The organism is Vibrio sp. CUB2 (genome assembly GCF_001557945.1).
GTDB lineage: Bacteria > Pseudomonadota > Gammaproteobacteria > Enterobacterales > Vibrionaceae > Vibrio > Vibrio owensii.
This window is the reverse complement of the sequence record NZ_LNRB01000005.1, coordinates 278756-297129: the sequence shown is the minus strand read 5'-3', so window position 1 is coordinate 297129 and position 18374 is coordinate 278756. Positions and strand designations below refer to the sequence as shown.

General features: G+C 44.3%; 10 protein-coding genes. 3 read left to right on the top strand and 7 right to left on the bottom strand.

Features of this window, described 5'->3' with window-relative positions:
- Nucleotides 1-203 precede the first annotated feature (203 nt).
- From ATB78_RS10345 to ATB78_RS10320, 7 genes are all read right to left on the bottom strand, one after another.
- Complete coding sequence (locus ATB78_RS10345; RefSeq protein ID WP_039989196.1) at nucleotides 204-5045, bottom strand: NAD-glutamate dehydrogenase; 4842 nt, start codon at nucleotides 5043-5045, stop codon at nucleotides 204-206.
- 199 nt (nucleotides 5046-5244) lie between these two features.
- The gene (locus tag ATB78_RS28355; protein ID WP_078607003.1) at nucleotides 5245-5463 is read right to left on the bottom strand and encodes a DUF2835 domain-containing protein; all 219 of its coding nucleotides are present in this window, start codon (nucleotides 5461-5463) and stop codon (nucleotides 5245-5247) included.
- Between the two features lie 66 nt (nucleotides 5464-5529).
- Entirely contained in the window at nucleotides 5530-8136 is a 2607-nt protein-coding gene (pepN, locus tag ATB78_RS10340) for an aminopeptidase N (RefSeq protein WP_061008613.1), read from the bottom strand.
- A gap of 232 nt (nucleotides 8137-8368) precedes the next feature.
- Nucleotides 8369-9034: a hypothetical protein gene (locus ATB78_RS10335; RefSeq protein WP_009706130.1), complete on the bottom strand. Its 666-nt coding sequence runs from the start codon at nucleotides 9032-9034 to the stop codon at nucleotides 8369-8371.
- A 210-nt stretch (nucleotides 9035-9244) separates the two neighbouring features.
- A complete protein-coding gene (gene prc, locus ATB78_RS10330) occupies nucleotides 9245-11239 on the bottom strand; it encodes a carboxy terminal-processing peptidase (protein WP_061008612.1) in 1995 nt (664 codons plus the stop codon).
- A gap of 17 nt (nucleotides 11240-11256) precedes the next feature.
- Nucleotides 11257-11883, bottom strand: a complete 627-nt coding sequence (gene proQ / locus ATB78_RS10325) for an RNA chaperone ProQ (protein ID WP_020197434.1) — start codon at nucleotides 11881-11883, stop codon at nucleotides 11257-11259.
- 98 nt (nucleotides 11884-11981) lie between these two features.
- Nucleotides 11982-12455, bottom strand: coding sequence for a GAF domain-containing protein (locus ATB78_RS10320; RefSeq protein ID WP_009706131.1), 474 nt, complete (start codon nucleotides 12453-12455; stop codon nucleotides 11982-11984).
- Between the two features lie 92 nt (nucleotides 12456-12547).
- On the opposite strand from ATB78_RS10320, the gene ATB78_RS10315 reads away from it, so the two are divergent.
- Genes ATB78_RS10315 through ATB78_RS10305 form a run of 3 tightly spaced genes read left to right on the top strand, consistent with a single transcriptional unit; the run spans nucleotide 12548 to nucleotide 18272 of the window.
- Complete coding sequence (locus tag ATB78_RS10315) at nucleotides 12548-14344, top strand: ABC transporter ATP-binding protein (protein WP_039840874.1); 1797 nt, start codon at nucleotides 12548-12550, stop codon at nucleotides 14342-14344.
- A gap of 24 nt (nucleotides 14345-14368) precedes the next feature.
- Nucleotides 14369-15625, top strand: coding sequence for a paraquat-inducible protein A (locus tag ATB78_RS10310; RefSeq protein ID WP_155647791.1), 1257 nt, complete (start codon nucleotides 14369-14371; stop codon nucleotides 15623-15625).
- Nucleotides 15618-18272, top strand: a complete 2655-nt coding sequence (locus ATB78_RS10305) for an MlaD family protein (protein WP_061008611.1) — start codon at nucleotides 15618-15620, stop codon at nucleotides 18270-18272. Before ATB78_RS10310 ends, ATB78_RS10305 begins: the two co-directional genes overlap by 8 nt.
- Nucleotides 18273-18374 lie beyond the last annotated feature (102 nt).

The window sequence follows — 18374 nt, the reverse complement described above, 5'->3', positions numbered from 1 at the left end:
TCTTATTTTAGTTTTATTCTTAAAAACAGTCGATTAGCGCTAGTTCTCCTATGCAAAATTGCTAGCTTTTTCATTAAAAGCAAACGATTTCACGTCATGAAAACTTAAAATCAAAGTTACAATGTCACTAATTTTGGTTGATTGAAATGGTTTAAACATAAAAAAGCCCCGCTATTGCGAGGCCTTTGTCAAAGTCACTTACCCTATTCGTTCGAAGAACAATTCAGATTAAGTAGAACCAATTCTCGAAGTGCTACAGAGAACTTAGCGAATTCATGGACGGAACCAACTTTGAATTCATTCAAGATACTCTCCCAACGATGCAATGACAGTTCATTTGTTGTCATCCAATCTTCAAGTGCTTGCATTACGTCTAGATCTTCTGTTGAACAGCCGCAAGTTAGAACTTGAGCAGTCAGTTGACGTTGTTGCCAATCAAGATCCTCACGGAATGCCGCACGGGCTAAGGCTTGCCAGTTGTTATCGACTGCTTGGCTATTGATCTGTTTCAAGAACCAATGAAGTGATAAACGGTCACCGAGGTTGAAATAAAGCTTAGATGCTTGTTCAACCGTTTTACCCGTTTCGCTCGCTACTGAAGATATATCCAGTGCTGATTGCAAGCTAGAGAGACGAGCTACGTGGTGCGCAAGTTTCTCTTCTACTCCACGCTCAATCCATTTCTGAGCAAGTTCGTTATGCTCTTCCACTTCTGATGCAACTAGCATGGTGTCTAGAGTTTCAGTAATAGTGTGAACATCGCCTTTATATAGTGCAACGAGCTCAGTTACTGTGCTCTTACCGCTGCGATTGCGAAGTAACCAACGAGAGATACGGCGCAATGCGCGACGTACGTAGAACATGATCTCATACTGTGCTTCTGCGGTTGCAACGTTATCAAGAGCACGAGTTTGTTTAAGAATATCTTCTAGTTCGAAGATTTCACGCGTCGCACTGTAAGCGTTCGCAATATCAACCACACTCGCCCCCGTCTCTTCTTGAAGACGAGTCACGAAGTTACAGCCCATTTCATTAACCATTTGGTTTGCCAGAGCTGTTGCGATGATTTCGGCACGCAGTGGGTGGTTTACCATTTGATCTTTATAGTTACGGCGTAACTCACTTGGGAAATAAGCAACCAGTTGTTTTCCATGGAATTCATCATTTGCAATTTCGTCAGCAACCAATTGTTCTTTTAGAACCATCTTGCCGTAAGCTACGAGTACTGAAAGTTCAGGACGTGTCAGACCAAGACCTTGTTTTTCTCGCTCAATCAAAGTTTCATCGTCTGGAATGTACTCAAGAGCACGATCCAAGTATCCTGCTTTTTCCATAGTGTGAATAAAGCGGATTTGCTCTTTAACGATGCCAACACCTTGTTGTTCAGTCACCGAAATCGACTCAGATTGACGGTATGCATCGTCCAATACGATTTCGCCTACTTCGTCTTCCATCGATTCAAGAATCTGGTTTCGTTGTTTAACCGTTAAATCGCCATTTGATACAAGACCGTTCAAGAAGATCTTAATGTTTACTTCGTTATCCGAGCAGTCTACACCGCCAACATTGTCAACAAAGTCGGTATTTACACGACCACCAGTGGTTGCGTACTCGATACGACCAAGCTGAGTCATACCCAAGTTACCGCCTTCACCAACGACTTTTGCTTTTAAATCACGTCCATCGATACGGAGTACGTCATTTGCACGGTCGCCAACATCAGTGTGCGTCTCGCTAGAAGCTTTAACGTACGTGCCGATACCACCATTCCAAAGTAGATCCACTTCCATTTGTAGGATCATCTTAATCAGATCGTTTGGCGCAAGAGATGCTTTTTTAGTGCCCAACATTTTTTGGATTTCTGGCGTCAGTTGGATCGATTTAGAGCGACGAGAGAAAATACCACCGCCCTGCGAGATCAACTCGGCGTTATAATCTTCCCAGCTTGATCGTGGTAGATTGAACAAGCGATTACGCTCTTCCCAGCTGGTGGCTGAATCTGGATTTGGATCAATGAAGATGTGCATATGGTTGAACGCAGCTTGTAGACGAATGTGCTTAGATAGCAGCATACCGTTACCAAATACGTCACCCGCCATATCACCAACACCAATTGCGGTGAAGTCAGTGGTTTGACAGTTGATGCCCATTTCACGGAAGTGGCGTTTCACCGATTCCCAACCACCTTTAGCAGTGATACCCATTGCTTTGTGGTCGTAACCGTTAGAGCCGCCTGATGCAAACGCATCACCTAGCCAGAAGTTGTACTCATCCGATACAGAGTTCGCCAAATCAGAGAACGTCGCTGTACCTTTATCGGCTGCAACAACCAAGTATGGGTCGTCTTCATCGTGACGAACCACACTCTTCGGCGGAATAACTTCACCCTCGATGATATTGTCGGAAACATCAAGAAGCGCACGAATGAAACGTTTGTAACAACGTTGACCTTCAGCAAAGATTTCATCACGGTTAGTTAGAGTTGGCTGACGTTTACATACGAAGCCACCTTTTGCACCTACAGGGACAATAACCGTGTTCTTAACTTGCTGTGCTTTAACTAGGCCAAGAATCTCCGTACGGAAATCTTCTTGACGGTCCGACCAACGTAGACCACCACGCGCGACTTTACCGCCACGTAGGTGTACACCCTCGATATCCGGTGCGTACACGAAGATTTCAAACGCAGGCACTGGCTGAGGAATATCAGGGATTTCGCTTGGCTTCATCTTCAATGATAACCAAGGTTTTGGCTGTTTATTTTCGTCCAACTGGTAGTAGTTAGTGCGTAGCGTTGCCGTGATCATTTCCATGTAGCGACGGATAATACGATCATCATCTAGGCTTTCAACACGATCCAATTGCTCGGTTATCTTCTTGATAAGATCGTTCTGACCTTTCTCACTGCCCTTGTGTTTTGGATCGAATCGCTTAGCAAATAGATTCACCAGACCTGTTGCTAAATCAGGGTAATGGCTCAGGGTATCTTCAATGTATTGTTGACTGAATGGGAAGCCAACTTGGCGCATATAGCGAGCGTATGCACGAAGAATTGAGATTTCACGACCAGACAGTGAAGCGCCTAGCAACAAGCGGTTGAAGCCATCACTCTCTAAATTACCTGCCCAAATTGCAGCAAAGGCTTGCTGGAAACGATCGCGAGCTTCACGAAGATCAACGGTCTTGTCGCTCTTATGCAGCATTGAGAAATCAAGGATCCAGAACGTTTGTCCATTGTTGGTTTCGATCTCATATGGTGATTCGCCGATCACACGTAAGCCTAGGTTTTCCAACATTGGCATCACGTCAGATAGGTGAATTGGCTCGTCGCGGTGGTATAGCTTCAAGCGCACCGCTTTCGATTCAGCCGCCTCTTCTTGCGGACGATAGAACAGCATGCCGAGTTTGTTGTCATCGCTTAACGCTTCTAGACGTTCGATGTCTGCAACCGCAGAGCCTGGCATCATGTCTTCTTTGTATGAACGTGGGAATGCGCTCATATACTCTTTCGAAAGCGGAAGACCTTTGCTTTCACCGAAGTTAGCAATGATGGATTCTTTTAGGCGATCATCCCATGAAGTCGATACTTCCATTAAGTTCTGCTCAATCTTTTTCACGTCTACATCAATGTTGTTATTGTCTACACGAACAATGTAATGGGTTCTCGCCAGTGGGCTCTCTGAGAAGAAGGTAGTGAATTCAACTTCTTGCTCACAGCCAAAGTACTGCTTAAGAATACGTTGTGTTTGACGGCGAAGCTCGGTGTTGTAACGGTCTTTTGTCACATAAACCATGCAGCTGAAGAATCGACCAAACGGGTCTTTACGAACAAATAGACGTAACAAGTCACGGTCTTGCATTTGCACTACGCCCATCCCCACTTCTAGTAGCTCTTCTTCGCGAGCTTGAAGCAGTTCATCACGTGGGTAGTTTTCTAGGATGTTGTGCAGGGCTTTATACGAGTACGACCCGTTACGGTAGCCACTCGCTTCTAGAATACGGTCCACTTTCTCGCGGATCAGAGGAATGCTTTGTACCGCTTGGTTGTATACCGCAGAAGTGTAAAGACCTGTGAAACGGTGCTCACCAATCACTTTACCATTCTTGTCGAATTTCTTAACACCAATGTAGTCAGTGTACGCTGGGCGGTGAATACGAGAGGCTTGGTTGCCCTTAGTGATGATCAGCGCGTAAGGTTTTTTCGCTTCAAGGCGCGCTGAGTCTGACAGTTCAGAAAGCTTGATGCTGCGAACGCGACTATCATCAGCAAACATGCCAAGGCCTTTCTCTTTCACCGGCTGAAGCTCAGTATCACCATTGACACTGACAAGATCATATTCCTTATACCCCATGAAGGTGAAGTTATGATCCCCTAACCAGCGTAGGTATTCGATCGTTTCATCTAAACGATCCGTTTTCATTGAAACACGATCTTTATTCTTCTCAAGGTCGTTGGTAACGATCTTAAGTTTTTCAACCATTTGCTTCCAGTCATCAACGACTAAGCGCGTGTCTGATAAGATGGTTAGCAACTCATTTTTCAGCGCTTGCATTTCATCTTTACTGGTTAAACGGTCTACTTCGATGTGGAATAGAGATTGAAGAACACCGCCCTCGCCATTTACATCCGTCACTTGCCCTTTCTTATCGCGTTCTAGTTGCGTTGGGTTGTTGAGCATCAAGTGAGAAACAAGGTCGAGTCGCGTTAGCGCCATCTTGATGGAATCCACCAAAAACGGACTATCCGGTACAACAATTTCAACAATAGTGTGAGTCGATTGCCAACCTTGGCGGCTGACAGTCGGGTTGAACACCCTGACAGAAATATCTTCTGGTTTCTTTTCATTGATATGATGCCACAGGCTAACAACGGCACCATAAAGGTCGGATTCATTTCGCTGAATCAAGTCATCATCAGCAATGTTGCTAAATAAGTGTTGAGCAAGTTTAGTTACAAGCGGTTGGTGAGAAAGCTCGAGTTTGTCTTGAATTAGTTGGTATACCTTTTCAAGCAGAACCGGCACTACATTTTCACGCGCGGTCATATTCACACTCCACATTAGAATTGTTGTTTTGTAGGGGGACTTAACTTCGGGTTTTAGCCTCGAAACTAAGCATAGGTAATGCATGCACTTATTGTAAAAGCATAATTACAAATGTTTAACAAAAATTCGCAGTGGTAAGAGGTGAAATGTTTGATTATGTGACTAAGATTCCTGTTTAACTCACTAGGAATATCAGGCATCACAGAGTTTCTAACTTTAGAAACTTATTATTTTGGTCAGTTGTGAGTCTAAAACGACCTCTAACGCCTAATTGACTAAGAAATGGTCTAAATTTTGATGCATCTAGTTGCACTCTCAAACCATTGTCAGTAATGACTTGTACCGAACTTGCGGCACCGGAATAGTGTGAAAGAAATGTTTGATAAGAGATGTTGAGAGAGAAGTAATACTGGTTCATTAGAATGGATTATTGTCAGAACAAAAAACTAGGGTGATCATAACGACCACCCTATTCTTTTGTCGATTATTCGTCTAGTGCTTTAGTCACTTTTTCAAATAGGTCTTTCGCTAAATTGTCCATCGCCTTTAGCTTTTCAAGCTCTGCACGGATAAGGGCTTGGCGACCTTCATCGTATTTACGGAACTTCAATAGAGGATCGATCATACGAGACGCCACTTGTGGGTTGGTATCGTTCAACTGACGAAGGATCTCACCAGCAAACTGGTAGCCAGAGCCTGATTTATCATGGAAGCGCACTGGGTTTGCGTTTAAGAAAGAACCAATCAAGCTACGCGTACGGTTCGGGTTCTTCAAGCTAAATGCTTCGTGGCTCATGGTTTCTTTCACTTTCTCAAGTGCGTTTTCAACCGGGTTGCTGCCCTGAAGAACAAACCATTTGTCCATAACCAGACCATCGTGCTTCCACTTGTCGCTGTAATCCGCCATTAGCGCTTCACGACATTCAAGTTGTGCATTGTTCGCTGCACTCATTGCCGCGATCGTGTCTGTCATGTTGTTTGATGACTCGTACTGCGCTTTAGCTAGTTCGTTGCCTTTTTCAGTGTGGGCTAGGAACTGCAGACATTGGTTACGCAAAGCTCGTTTACCAATAGCGTCGTGATCAATGCTGTACTCTGCTTGGTTCAATGCGTGGTAAGTAGCACTCAGTTCATCTTCTAGCTCTTTAGAAAGTGACACTGTAATGTTATTCAGTACCGTATCTACCGCATCAATATCAATCTGCTTGTACCAACCAGTGATTTCGTTAATTGAAGGTAAAGACAGAACTTGTGCGATAAACGCTGGCTCAAGATTCGCATCAAGTAACACGCCACGGAATGCATCGATTAAGTCTTCTGATAGCTTAACCTCACCACCCGCTTGAACGTTAGTTACGTTTTGACGAATGTACTTCGCTAGCAGCATTTGGCTTGCATCCCAACGAGCAAAATCGTTTGTTGCGTGCTTCATCAAGAAGATCAGTTCATCATCGCTGTAATCGTATTCCAATTTAACCGGTGCAGAGAACTCACGAAGCAATGATGGCACTGGTTGTTCTGCGACGTTTTCGAATACGAAAGTCTGCTTATCTTGCTTCACGTCTAGAACGTTGTGTACCGATTCACCGTTGATAACCAGTGGAATCACATCACCGTTTTGTGCGTACAGCTCAATATCGAATGGAATATGTAGCGCTTGTTTTTCTGATTGGTCGTGCGTTGCTTCAGTAAATTGCTCAACCGTTAGTGCGTAAGTTTTTGCTTCCGCATTGTATTCACTGTTTACACGAAGTGTTGGCGTACCAGACTGGCTGTACCATAAGCGGAATTGCTTAAGGTCAACGCCCGTTGCGTCTTCCATTGCAGAAACGAAATCTTCACACGTTGCTGCAGTACCATCATGACGCTCGAAGTACAGTTTCATACCTTTTTGGAAACCTTCTTCGCCAAGTAGCGTATGATACATGCGGATCACTTCGCTGCCCTTTTCGTAAACGGTTAGCGTGTAGAAGTTATTCATTTCAATAACTTTATCCGGACGAATTGGGTGTGACATTGGGCTTGAATCTTCCGCGAATTGCGGACCGCGGATAATGCGAACGTTGTCGATGCGGTTTACTGCTCGTGAACCAAGATCAGATGAGAACTCTTGATCGCGGAATACCGTTAGGCCTTCTTTCAAACTCAGTTGGAACCAGTCACGGCAAGTAACACGGTTACCCGTCCAGTTGTGGAAGTACTCGTGACCGATTACCGCTTCAATACCAAGGTATTCACGGTCAGTCGCGGTTTTTTCATTCGCAAGCACAAACTTCGAGTTGAAGATGTTTAGACCCTTGTTTTCCATCGCGCCCATATTGAAGAAATCAACGGCCACGATCATGTAAATATCTAGATCATACTCAAGACCAAAGCGGTCTTCATCCCACTTCATTGAGTTGATAAGTGAAGTCATCGCATGACCAGCACGATCTAGGTTGCCTTTGTCGACAAAGATTTCTAGGTCTACTTCACGACCTGATGTGGTTGTGTATTTGTCACGTAGTACATCAAAATCACCGGCTACCAACGCAAACAAGTAAGCTGGTTTTGGATGTGGGTCTTGCCATTGAACCCAATGACGACCATTTTCTGCCTCACCTTCAGCGACGCGGTTACCATTGCTTAATAGGTATGGATACACGGCTTTGTCTGCGATCACTTTTGTTGTGTATTTCGCAAGAACGTCTGGACGGTCTAGGTAGTAAGTAATACGACGGAAGCCTTCTGCTTCACACTGCGTACAGAACGCACCACCTGATTTGTAAAGACCTTCAAGTGCCGAGTTTGCTTCCGGGTCAATCTTAGTAACGATTTCTAAATCAAATTCCGCAGGCAAATCGGTAAGCACTAAAGAGGCTTCTTTTACTTCATGGTGAGCCCAATCTTCACCGTTTACTTTTACGGAGCGTAGCTCTAGCCCTTCACCGTCGAGTTCCAATGTGGTTGATTCACCCTTTTGAACTACTTTTGATACTGCTGTAACGATCGTGTCGTTGTCATAAAGATCAAACGTCAAGTCAATGTCCGTGATGGCATGAGATGGCGATTTGTAATCTTTGCGATATTTCGCTTGGGGAGCTTGAGACATGTCCATAAATCCTTGTATATAGAACCACAAAAATACCAGGACTAGAGGCTCAAACACCTCTTACTGGTATCACGATATAAGCTATTTGTAGGGGTTGTGGTATCAGAATACAAGTCTTTCTATAAAAAAACGGAGCTTTTAGTGGCTTAGCTCCGCTTTCTGTTTAACATTTAATCAACATCAGAACATTTCACTATTAATAACCTAGCGTGAAATAATGATGATGAATCATTTAGGGTGTCACTCGGTTGAGAACCGCGTACATATCACCGTTGGAATCCTTAATCGTAAGCTCATTTTGATTGAGTACATAACGCGTACCATGTTCACCGTTTTCATACAAAAGAACCAAATGTTCCCCCTCGGTGTAGAACACGCCCTGCTTAACTGATTCCTCACCTTCATCGTTCGCGACCCGGAACATAAACACAAAGTCAGGTTGTAGAATCAAATCCATCTGATTGATGTTATTGGCGAGCATACCATCGCCACCGACTTGTGAACTGGACCAAATGCCAGCCAGCGCATTTGATAGTCCTTTTGTGAAGGTCACACCGTTCAGATCTAATGTGTTGTGATTGTTTCGATATGCATAAATTTGCGGTTCATCTGTATTCAAGCCAAGAACAATGGTGTCTTCATTGGCGTTATACATCCCTTCCCAGTGGTCTATTGAGTAGTCTTTTTTCTGTATATCGATCGAGAAGGTGTAATCAGAACCCAAGGTCAATTTGATCGCACGAAAGTTCTCTGATGATTCTTCCGGGTTGGGATTCATCAAGTACCAGTCGCCGATCAAAAACGGGGTGTCGAAGTGACTGAGTTCGTCTTCCTTGTTGGTTTCCGCACTAGAAACACTAAAGCAGCAAAAGCTAAGTAAAATAATGAACCATTTCATAACGGTATCCTTATCGTTTTCTTTTAGCTTAGGTGCTAGATCTCGTTTTCGCGAAATATTTGATCTACATCACGTAATTTATTGAAGAAAATTAAGCGTAGGATTCACCGAATTCAGTTTGAACATAGTGGTAAATACACATAAAAAAAAGAGCGAGTCGCTATGACTCGCTCTTAATACACAGAATTGTTAGTCATTATGACTGAATTATTAGCTTTTCAGCATATCGACCATAACAGCAACGGATTCATCTAGATAAACGTCTGGTGCTTCGTAATCTTTTGGCACATCATCAAGCGTTTTGAATGGTTCTTTACCCATTGCAGCTTGACGTTCATTGATGCGCTCTAGACGTAGAGCCTCGGCTTTATCCGATTCATCTTCACGAACTTTCTCGTTAAGAGACAATAAGTTATCGTCTTTCTCTTTACGGTACTTCTCGATATCTTCTTTGATGAAGCGGAATTCCATTTCATCTGCGATACGTTTGTTGTGAAGTTCAGTCAGTTGAGTCACAAGTGCGTCGTTACTTGGGAATGTCTGATATTTTGCTTTATCAATGCTATCCCAAGGTAACGCGTTATCTTCAACACTTTCACCTGTTTCGCTTGGCTCAACTGGCGTTGGATAAGCGATGTCTGGTGCAACACCACGGTTCTGAGTACTGCCACCATCAATGCGGTAGAACTTCTGAATCGTGTATTGAACATAACCAAGCTCTTTATCGAAAAGATCGTAGATATGGTTCAGTGAACGATGTTGCTGAACGGTACCCTTGCCGAAAGAGTTTTCGCCAAGAATAATCGCACGGTTATAATCCTGCATTGCTGCCGCAAAGATCTCAGACGCTGAAGCACTGTAACGGTTGATCAATACAGTTAGCGGGCCGTCGTAACTTATTTGGCCATCGGTATCTGCATTTACCTTGATACGTCCGTAGCTATCACGAACTTGAACAACCGGGCCCTCTTTAATAAAGAGACCTGTTAAAGCGGTTGCTTCTGTCAGTGCACCACCACCGTTGTTTCGTAAATCAACGATCACGCCATCAACGTTCTTGGCTTTTAGTTCAGCAAGCAGTTTGTCTGTATCTTTCGAGAGACCAACGTAGAAGCTTGGAACTTCAAGAACACCAATCTTTTTACCGTCTTTCTCGATGATTTCAGATTTAACCGCGCGGTCTTCTAAGCGAACTTTGTCACGAACAATAGTGACAACGTAACTCTTTGCATCTTTGCCTTCCGGCAAGACTTGTAGGTTAACTTTGGTTCCCTTAGGGCCTTTGATTAACTGAACGACGTCATCAAGACGCCAACCAATGACATCGACAACTTCTTCGCCATCTTGACCAACACCGATGATGCGATCACCCTCGCCCAACTGTTTGCTCTTAGAAGCAGGACCGCCGGCAACCAAAGATCGAATCACTGTGTAGTCATCGGTCATTTGAAGTACGGCACCAATACCTTCAAGAGACAAATTCATCTCTGATTGGAATTGTTCTGCATTTCGAGGAGATAAGTAGCTAGTGTGCGGATCAACTTCACGAGCGAAAGCATTCATGTAAAGTTGGAAAGCGTCTTCGTTGCGAGTTTGCGTAATGCGTTTCATCGCATTGTTGTAACGCTTCTCTAAAACCTCTTTGATTTCTGGCCATTCTTTACCAGTCATTTTAAGGTTTAGAGCATCGTATTTAACGCGTTTGCGCCATAACTCATTTAGCTCGGCTTCGTTTTTAGGCCATGCGGCTTCAGAACGATCCAGTTCGATAGATTCATCAGTATCAAGCTTGATTTCTTTATCGAGTAGAGTCAGTGCGTAGGCAAAACGGTCAAAACGCTTCTGCATCGAAAGGTTATAAACATCAAATGCAATCTTGTTGTTGCCAGCTTTAAGCTGATCATCAAGGCTAATTGACCAATCTTTGAAAGAATCGATATCGGCTTGAGTAAAAATATTTCTATTGTAATCAAGCATTTCTACATAGCGTTCGAAGATCGCTTTGGAGAAATCATCATTCAGATTGAAGTGCTTATAATGAGAGCGGGTAAATCGAGAAGTCACTCGTTTGCTGGCTGTTTCATGCTGAACTTCAGGAGCAAGAACCGGCAAATCATCTTTGTTTAGTTTGGCTTCTAGAGCCTGAGCTGATGCTGCTAGCCAGAAGCTAGCAGCAATCAGTGTCACTTTTGAACGGCAATTCATGCGTAGGAGTATCTCCCTTATGCGCGCAAGTGCTCCGCTTTCACAACCATTTGTAGGCCGTTAGCAAGTTGAACACGTACATCTTCCTTATTGACTTCAACAATGGTCGCAGCCATGTTTCCTTTGCCCATGTTCACGTTTACTGCGTTGCCGATTGTGATCTCGTCAGCGTTTAGCGCGCGTGTTTCTACAGGCTTACTTTCTTTTTGTACTTTTGGTTTGTTAGCACGACGAGGCTGTTGAGGCTTTTTAGCCGCAGGTTTCGCTTTCGCCTTACCCTCTTCACGAGCTTTCTGAGCTTGTTCTTTACGACGAGCTTGAACTTTCGCTTTGCTTTCAGCAAGTGTCGCTTTAGCGTGTTCTACGTGTTCTTCTTCTAGCTCGCCACATGGGTTGCCATCTAGATCAACACGTACTGCACCTGGTTTTACACCGTGTAGGTAACGCCATGATGAAGTGTACTGTCTTAACGCTGCACGAAGCTGAGTTTTGCTTACTTTTTCGTCTTCATTTAGACGTTCCGCAAGATCTTGAAAAATACCAATTTTCAGAGGCTTTGCTTCACCTTCTAAAGTAAAGCACTTAGGGAAACATTCAGCAATGTATGCGATAACTTCTTTGCTGTTTTTTAACTTTTCAGTCATGAGGGTTCCTGGTTTGAGCGGATTTCCGCGAAGCATTAAGAAAAAATATTCTCGTATTATAGTGACATGCCAAGGAAAAACCACACTCGAGGGCGAATTTATGCGTCGTTAGCGTGCGAATTAAGCAGCTTTTCTACTTCAACCATAAAATGAGTGAGACCTTCTTCGTCAATTTCATTGAATCGGCCGATATTTGGACTATCAATATCCAACACGCCAGCCACTTCCCCATTGATAGTAAAAGGAATCACAATTTCTGAATTGCTCGCTGCATCACAAGCAATGTGACCTTCAAACTCATGTACATCGTATACTCTTTGTACGCTGTTAGTTTGTGCAGCCGTACCACAGACACCACGACCCATTGGAATGCGAACACATGCTGGCTTGCCTTGGAAAGGACCAAGAACCAGTTCGTCTCCCTTCTTAAGGTAGAAGCCAGCCCAGTTTAGATCGTCTAGCTCCATAAATAGTAGAGAACTAATGTTTGCTAAGTTTGCGATGTAGTCTTTTTCTGATTCGATCAGCGCAACAGCTTGCTTGGTAAGTCTTTGGTATTGTTCTATGTTCATATTAACTTCCTACTTTTTATTTAGGCTTCCATTCTTATCGTATGGCGTTACAATGCAGCCCTACTTTTTAATAGGACTTATTCTCAATTACAATGAATCCGAAAAACGACACTATTAGCCGTTCTTGGTTGATAACACAAGTGAAAAAGCACAAGTCCAAGCTGATTCTAGCGAACTTGATAGCCGTACTTGCGACCTTGATTAGTGTTCCAATCCCTCTTCTTATGCCTCTGATGGTGGATGAAGTCTTATTGGACAAACCGGCATCTGGCCTTGCAGCGATGAACGCGGTTTTACCTGAGGCGTGGCATACACCTACGGGTTATATCTTCTTTACTCTCTTTTTGGTTGTACTCATGCGAGCAGGCAGCCAAGCTTTCAACATTCTTCAAAGTCGACAATTCACACTGGTTTCAAAGACCATCACCTTTGAAATGCGCAGCAAGATGATCGACAAACTTGGTCGTATTAGCATTCGTCAGTACGAAACCAAAGGCAGCGGCGGCATCAACGCTCACCTTATCACCGACATTGAGACCATTGATAAATTTATTGGTTCTACGTTAGCGAAATTCATTATTAGCTTTCTAACCGTGATTGGTACTGCCATTGTTCTGCTTTGGCTCGATTGGCGACTCGGTCTATTTATCCTTCTGGTGAACCCTATTGTTATCTACTTCTCTCGTAAATTGGGAAGTATGGTGAAACACCTAAAGCGTAAGGAAAACCATTCTTTTGAGATTTTCCAAAATCGTCTGGTTGAGACGCTTGATGGCATTTACCAATTGAGAGCAGCGAACAAAGAACGCGAATTCTTACAGCAGCTCAAAGGCAGTGCCGACCAAGTTCGTATCGACGCCGACAAATACGCTTGGCAATCAGAAGCTGCTGGTCGTGTCTCTTTTCTTCTTTTTCTAATTGGTTTTGAGCTATTCCGCGCCGTTGCCATGTTAATGGTGATGTTCAGTGACCTCACCATTGGTCAAATTTTTGCTGTGTTTGGTTACCTGTGGTTTATGTTATCTCCGGTACAAGAACTCTTGGGCATCCAATTCTCTTGGTACAGTGCAAAAGCGGCGCTTAAGCGTATTAACGACCTATTAGAATTGGAAGAAGAACATAGACCTGTTTCGAAAGTAAATCCTTTCAAAGAAAATCGAGAAGTTGATGTAAAAATTGAACATGTCGATTTTTCATACAACAACGAAAACAAAGTGTTGGACGATCTTTCTTTGCATATTCCTGCCGGTAAGAAGGTGGCCTTAGTCGGTGCAAGTGGTGGCGGTAAATCCACGCTGATTCAACTGTTGATTGGTGTTTACCGTCAAAACGCAGGTTCTATCCGTTTTAATGATGAACTGACCGATGACATTAGTTTTGAAGTGATACGCGACAAAATTGCCGTGGTTTTACAACAACCTATACTATTTAATGACACCTTGAGGCATAATCTCACCCTCGGTGGCGACTTCGATGAAATGTCACTGTGGCGAGCCCTAGAAGTGGCGCAGCTGCAAGACGTCATTTCTCAACTTAGCCACGGTTTGGATACACAGATTGGGCGTAATGGTATCCGCTTGTCAGGCGGCCAACGTCAGCGTTTAGCGATTGCACGCATGGTGCTGAGTAACCCACAATTTGTTATCCTAGATGAAGCAACGTCTGCATTGGATACCGCGACAGAGGCGGCATTACATAAGGCGTTAACTGAATTCTTACGCGGTCGAACTACTTTAATCGTTGCCCACCGTTTATCTGCGGTGAAACAAGCCGATTTGATTTATGTGCTTGAAGATGGAAGAGTGACGCAAACAGGAACCCATGGTGAGCTCGTTGAGCAAGAAGGCTTATATCAAACCTTGTATGGGGGCATTCAGTCCCACGCTTAAACCATTCTATGTAGAGAGGTCGTTGTGACCTCTCTGTCTAAACACGCCATGCAACCGAGTAGCATTCGCTTGTGCCAAGGTTGCGAATTGCCTGTCGATATTGTCGATCTGCCTAGTGGTAAAAATGCACACTGCCCTCGTTGCGGCACACAACTGTACCGTGGTGGTAGTCCGAGTTTATCTGGCAACCTAGCGATCGCTGTCACCTGTATTCTGCTTTTTATTCCTTCGCACTTTTTTAACTTCATCAGCATTCGTCTGTTTGGAGTGATGATTCCTGCAACACTGCCATCTGGGATGATCACACTGTTTCAAGAAGGGTTCGTTCTTCTTTCTATTCTTATTCTATTTTGTAGTTCGTTGGCCCCATTAATCGTATGTAGCTCGGTAGTAACAGCGCATTGGTCATTACATAAGCGCTGGTTTAAAGGGCTTCGTGTTTCGCTATGGTTGATTCAACATCTCAAACACTGGGTAATGTTGGACGTTTTCCTTGTCAGTATCGCTATCTCCTGTTTCAAGCTGCAAGATTACTCAGATATTTTTGTTGGACCGGGGCTAATTGGTCTCGTCCTACTGCAAATCTTCACTGTTTTGTTGATTTCTCGCATTAGCGTCCGCCGCTACTGGGAATCATGGGAATCATGGGAATCAGAGCTCAGTTTCGACTTCGAGCATAAAGATGTTCATTGTCATGAGTGTCACCTTTCACAACCAGAAGGCTCACGTTGTCGTCGTTGCCATCACGAACTGTATCATCGCAAACCAAACTCGATTCAGAAGACGTGGGCTTATTTAATCGCTGCAACGATTGCCATCTTCCCTGCTAACTTAATTCCTATCTCCATTCTGCTGACAAACGGTAAACGTCTGGAAGATACGATCTTCTCTGGCGTAGCAGGATTGGTGAACAACGGTATGTACGGCATTGCTATCATCATTTTTGTGGCGAGTATCGTCGTACCTGTCGCTAAGATTCTTGGCCTTGCCTACATTTTGTTATGTATCAAATTCAAACGTTCGGTGTTCAGAAGACAACGAATGATGGTTTACTTTGCAGTAAAATGGATTGGTAAATGGTCTGTGATGGATTTATTTGTTATTTCCATCATGATGACATTGGTCGATCGTGGACAAATTCTCGACTTCACACCGGGTTATGGCGCTGTTGCGTTTGGTGTTGTTGTCGTACTTACAATGCTCGCGGCGGAGAGCATTGACCCAAGGCTTATTTGGGACCAAGCCCCAACACAATCAGAAAAAGAGTCAATTAATGAGTGATCAGAACAGTTCTCAAACGTCATATGTGCCAGAGGTAAAGAGGAGTAAAGGTATCTCTCCCCTTTGGCTGTTGCCGATTTTGACCATGGTGTTAGCCGGTTGGCTCGTGGTGAAGTCGATTCATGACGCCGGGCAACGCGTGCAAATCTACTTCTCCGATGCGGCAGGTTTAGTCGCAGGGCGAACCACCATTCGCTATCAGGGTTTAGAAGTCGGTATGGTACGAGATATCAACTTGTCTGAAGACTTGGGCAGCATTTATGTTGATGCAGACATCTATCCAGAAGCCGCTAAATTACTGAACGACAAAACACGTTTTTGGTTGGTCAAACCAACAGCGAGTTTAACTGGCGTGTCTGGTCTTGATGCTCTTGTTTCTGGTAACTACATCTCTATTCAGCCGGGTGATGGCGAGAAGTTCGAAACTACCTTCCATGCCCTTGAATCTGCACCAACAGATTTGCGCGTGACACAAGGCTTGAACATTAAATTGAAGAGCCGAGACTTGGGCGGCGTTTCCATTGGTTCTCAGATTGTCTACAAAAAGATCCCGATTGGTGAAGTGTTCAGTTATCAGTTAAATGAAGACGCTAAATCCATCACTATCCAAGCAAACATTCAAGAGCAGTACCAACACATCATTAACAGCCGAAGCCGTTTCTGGAATGTGAGTGGTATCGGTGCGAGTATCGGTTTCGATGGTGTCGATGTTCAGCTTGAAAGCATGAGTGCCCTTCTTGGCGGCGCAATTGCGGTAGATTCGCCAGACGACGGTGAACCAGTCAAAGAGAACACCGAATTCCGTTTATACAAAGATCTGAAAACAGCGGGTCGAGGTATTCTAATTAAAATCGCCCTTCCTGATGATAATAAAATCAGTGGCGAAGGTGCACCTATTATGTATCGCGGCCTAGAAGTTGGCCAAATCACCGATTTAAAACTCTCTGAAGGTCGAGAAGTGATTCTAGCTTCTGCAGCCATTCAGCCTGCGTTTAGCGATATGCTAACGTCGGGAACCCGCTTTGTTCTAGAAGAAGCAAAAGTCTCATTATCGGGTGTAGAGAACATTGCAAACCTTGTGCGCGGTAACTTTTTAACTATCGTACCGGGAGAAGGTGAACGTTCAAGACGCTTTACCGCCATTCGCAAAAATGTGTTCAACCAACAACAGCAGAAGTCGATTGCCATTCGCCTCGTCTCAGACAACTCTTTTGGTTTAGACAGCGGTGCAAACGTGCTTTACAAAGGTATTGTTGTTGGCTCGATTATAAAAGTCGGCTTGCTGGATGAAGCAAAGGCACTGGCAGCGAAGCATGAAGTATTCATGGATGTCCTAATCGACAACGAATACAAGCATCTGATCAAATCGAATAACCGCTTCTATGTCACTGGCAGTGCTTCTGCAGAACTGACTGAGTCTGGACTTAGCGTTACCGTTCCGCCTGCAAAACAGCTTCTGACGGGTTCAATTAGCTTTGTGAGCCAAGGGCAAGAAAAAGTCCAAAAAGAGTACCAGCTGTTCCAAAGCGCCTCTTTGGCGGATCTTGCGCAGTACAACCAAACAGGGTCAAAAACGCTGACTCTATTTGCTTCTGAATTGCCACCAATTTCAAAAGGCAGCCCACTGCTCTACCGTAACTTGCCTGTGGGTAGTATTTCCGATTTCAATTTGGTCGATGGTGGCGTCATTGTAAAAGCGACAATTGAAAATCGTTATGCGCACCTTCTGACGGATCAAACCGTGTTCTGGAACCGCTCAGGTGTCGAGATTGACGCATCTCTCGCTGGCATTAGCGTGAAGGCGCACCCTCTTAAAACTCTCATTAAAGGTGGTATCGCATTTGATTCCATTCCGGGAATTGAGAATAAAATTGGCCAGCGCTGGAAGCTTTACAATGACCAAAACCAAGCACGTAAGTTTGGCCGTGTGATTTCCCTTGAAACCGACGGAAGCCAAGAAGTAGCGAAAGGAACGCCTATCAAATACCAAGGTGTTAAGGTCGGTGAAGTTACTTTGGTTGTTCCAAACTTCCATCGAGAAATGGTTGAGGTTACGGCTCGTATCCTTCCTGAATACGTTGACAACATTGCCGTTACCGGGTCACACTTCTGGTTAACAGAACCGGAAATTGGCTTAGGTGGTGTTAAGAATTTGGGCGCTTTGGTATCGAAATCTATCAGCGTTGAGCCGGGTAATGGTGCAGCGAAGTTGAAGTTTGAATTAGCGAAAAGCAAGCAAGCTGAACAAGGTATTTCTTTCACACTACAGAGTGAACAGCGTGGTTCGGTTCAAGTTGGTACCCCCATCCTATATCGTCAAATGGAAGTCGGTACTGTGACGGATGTGAGTCTGGGTGAGTTTGCGGATCGAGTGGTAACGAAAATCGAGATTCAGCCAGAGTATGCGTACTTAGTTCGTCAAAACAGCGTGTTCTGGAATGTCTCTGGCGTCGATGTTTCCATCGGTCTTGGTGGCGCAAACATAAAGGCAGGAACTTTTGACAGCCTAGTGCGTGGCGGTATCGCTTTCTCTACTCCTGAGCAATCGAAAATCCCGCCAGCGGCGAAACGCGGTCAATCTTTCTACTTATACCCGCAAGCGGAAGAAAGCTGGACACAGTGGCGCACAGCAATACCAAAACCATAATGCGGTAGATTAACCATAACGACTTAAAGAGCAGCAATCGCTGCTCTTTTTTATTGCTCAAACCTTTGTGACTATTCGTTTCTGGTTCGCTTTCGTATATCA